Source organism: Polaromonas sp. P1_E1_2 (genome assembly GCF_056406035.1).
In genome coordinates this window covers 1-3,209 of sequence record NZ_JBFUAZ010000495.1, presented here as the reverse complement: position 1 = coordinate 3,209, position 3,209 = coordinate 1, and the positions used below count along the sequence as shown (strand labels likewise).

Here is a 3,209-nt window from a genome sequence, read left to right as displayed (position 1 = left end):
TTCCAGTCCCATGAGCAGCGTCAGCCCAAAGCTGGGGAGGTCGGCAGGAAGGGGGGCGGCATCAGTCACGGCTACGGTGGCTTCGTGCCCCGAGATTTTCAGGGCGTTGTCCAGCGCAGCGGCAAGCTGTCTCTTTCCGGTAAGTGGAGCGCCGGTAACGGCAATTTTCAACACGGGCACTTTCGCAGGATGGATGCCAGGGCTTACTTGGTCACCTGCACGAAGATTTCATTCGGCTTGACCATGCCGAGTTCGATCCGGGCTTTTTCTTCGACCATTTCGAGGCCTTCCTTGAGGTCCCGGACTTCTGCAGCGAGCTGGTCATTGGCGGCCTGTGCCTGGGTGTTTTTGGCGAGTTGTTCGGTCAGCCGGTGCTGCATGTCGCGCACGCTGGGAATGCTGCCCCGGCCAATCCAGAGTTGCGCGTGGAATATGGCCAGGAGCGCAATCAGGATGGCGGGAACGAGCCGGTTTCCCATGCCTATGCTTGAGCGTGATGATTAAAGGGCAGGGTTTTTTCGCCGGGCCGCACCAAGAAAAAACGCACCCCCCCGGGGGGCAGCGAAGTACGCGAAGCGACGAGCGTGGGGGCCATTTACCGGAGGTTATAGAAGGCCGCGCGGCCCGGGTAGGTGGCGATGTCACCCAGGTCTTCTTCGATGCGCAGCAACTGGTTGTATTTCGCCATGCGGTCCGAGCGCGAGAGCGAGCCCGTCTTGATCTGGCCGGCATTGGTGCCCACGGCGATGTCGGCAATCGTGGAGTCTTCGGTTTCGCCCGAGCGATGGCTGATGACGGCGGTGTAGCCGGCGCGCTTGGCCATCTCGATGGCGGCAAAGGTTTCGGTCAGGGTGCCGATCTGGTTGATCTTGATCAGGATGGAGTTGGCAATCTGCTTGTCGATGCCTTCTTTGAGGATCTTGGTGTTGGTGACGAACAGGTCGTCGCCGACCAGCTGCACCTTTTTGCCCAGACGCTCGGTCAGGGTCTTCCAGCCGTCCCAGTCGCCTTCGGCCATGCCGTCTTCGATGCTGATGATGGGGTATTTGTCGACCCAGGTGGCCAGGATGTTGGTCCACTCGGTGGCATCCAGGCTCAGGCCTTCCGCGCCCAGGACGTATTTGCCGTCCTTGTAAAACTCCGATGCTGCGCAATCGAGGCCCAGGGCGATTTGTTCACCGGCCACATAACCGGCGGCGTCGATGGCTTCCAGGATCATCTGGATCGCAGCTTCATGGTTGGCCACATTGGGGGCAAAGCCGCCTTCGTCGCCGACGGCCACGCTCATGCCCTTGTCGTGCAGAATTTTCTTGAGGGCATGAAACACTTCAGCACCGTAACGCACGGCTTCGCGAAAGCTGGGCGCGCCGACAGGAATGATCATCAGCTCCTGCAGGTCCAGGTTGTTGTTGGCATGCGCGCCACCATTCACCACGTTCATCATGGGAACAGGCATTTGCATGGCGCCGCTGCCACCGAAATAACGATACAGGGGCAGGCCGGCTTCTTCAGCCGCTGCGCGTGCCACGGCCATGCTGACAGCCAGCGTGGCGTTGGCGCCCAGGCGCGATTTGTTGTCGGTGCCGTCCAGGTCAATCAGTGTGCGGTCCAGGAAGGCCTGTTCGCTGGCGTCCAGGCCCAGCACGGCTTCGGAGATTTCGGTGTTGATGTGTTCGACGGCCTTGAGCACGCCCTTGCCGAGGTAGCGCGACTTGTCGCCGTCGCGCAGCTCAATGGCTTCACGCGAACCGGTGGACGCGCCCGAAGGCACTGCGGCGCGGCCCATGACGCCGGACTCCAGCAGCACGTCGCACTCAACGGTAGGGTTGCCACGGCTGTCGAGAATTTCGCGGCCGACGATATCAACAATTGCGCTCATTAGGTTCCTTTTTTTGTAGAGAGGGGATCAGACCGGGGCGGCAACGCCTTCGACCAGGACCATATTGAAAAACTCGGTGGCGCCAGCACGCTTGGCACGTGCGGCGCGGTACATTTCGTCGTCATAAAAGGCCTTGGCCTTCTCGTAGCTGGGAAAGCGCAGCATGGCGACGCGTGCAGGTTGCCAGGTGCCTTCCAGCGCCTCAAACTTACCACCGCGCACCAGGTATTCACCCCCAGCGGCTGCAACCGCGGCGGGCGCGGCCGCCATGTACTGCTTGTACTGCTCGGGGTCGGTGATCTTCATGTCGACAATGATGTAGGCGAATGTCATGGCTTGTGTAGGCTTGCGGGATGGATCGCTGGCTCAGGCGCTGAAGTTGTTTTCGAGGAAGCCGTTTTTCTTGGTGACACGATCCAGCTCGAGCAGTGTTTCCAGCAGCGCCTTCATGTGCTTGAGCGGTACGGCATTGGGGCCGTCGCACAAGGCCTTGGCCGGGTCCGGGTGGGTTTCCATGAACAGGCCAGAGACGCCGACGGCCACTGCGGCACGCGCCAGCACCGGCACCATCTCGCGTACGCCGCCGCTGCTGGTGCYCTGGCCGCCGGGCAGCTGCACCGAGTGGGTCGCGTCAAACACGACCGGCGCGTTGGTCTCCCGCATGATGGCCAGGCTGCGCATGTCGCTGACCAGATTGTTGTAGCCAAAGCTGGCGCCGCGTTCGCAGGCCATGAAGTTGTCTTCCGGCAGACCGGCTGCCTTGACGGCCGCGCGCGCCTTGGTGATGACGTTCTTCATGTCGCCCGGGGCCATGAATTGGCCCTTCTTGATATTGACCGGCAGGCCGGACAGTGCGACGGCGTGGATGAAGTCGGTCTGGCGGCACAGCAGGGCCGGTGTTTGCAGCACATCGACGACTTTGGAGACCTGGGCGATCTGGTCTTCGGAATGGATGTCGGTCAGCACCGGCACGCGAATTTCCTTTTTGACCTTGGCCAGAATCTCCAGTCCTTTTTCCGTGCCCAGTCCACGAAAGGCCGTCTCGCTGGTGCGATTGGCCTTGTCGAAACTGCTTTTGAAGATGAAGGGAATGCCCAGCGAGGAAGTAATTTCCTTGAGCGTGCCGGCAGTGTCCATTTGCAACTGCTCGGACTCCACCACGCAGGGGCCGGCGATGAGGAAAAAAGGTTGGTTCAGACCAATGTCGAATCCGCAGAGTTTCATGGTCAGGCTACCGCCTTGAGAGGCTTGGCGGCCGCTTTCGGGTCCTGGCCTGCCGTGGCGCGCTGTTGGAGTACGGCCGCGATATAGGCATTGAACAGCGGGTGGC

General features: G+C 61.1%; 4 protein-coding genes. All 4 read right to left on the bottom strand.

Annotated features, from left to right (window positions below; all coding sequences use genetic code 11):
• Positions 1–203: 203 nt before the first annotated feature.
• On the bottom strand, positions 204–479 hold the full coding sequence (locus tag AC1D1P_RS18745) for a septum formation initiator family protein (RefSeq protein WP_477671128.1): 276 nt from the start codon (positions 477–479) through the stop codon (positions 204–206).
• Between the two features lie 116 nt (positions 480–595).
• Complete coding sequence (eno, locus tag AC1D1P_RS18740) at positions 596–1,879, bottom strand: phosphopyruvate hydratase (RefSeq protein ID WP_477671127.1); 1,284 nt, start codon at positions 1,877–1,879, stop codon at positions 596–598.
• 27 nt (positions 1,880–1,906) lie between these two features.
• On the bottom strand, positions 1,907–2,212 hold the full coding sequence (locus tag AC1D1P_RS18735; protein WP_457278940.1) for a DUF1330 domain-containing protein: 306 nt from the start codon (positions 2,210–2,212) through the stop codon (positions 1,907–1,909).
• 33 nt (positions 2,213–2,245) lie between these two features.
• On the bottom strand, positions 2,246–3,103 hold the full coding sequence (kdsA, locus tag AC1D1P_RS18730) for a 3-deoxy-8-phosphooctulonate synthase (RefSeq protein ID WP_477674007.1): 858 nt from the start codon (positions 3,101–3,103) through the stop codon (positions 2,246–2,248).
• Positions 3,104–3,209: the final 106 nt, after the last annotated feature.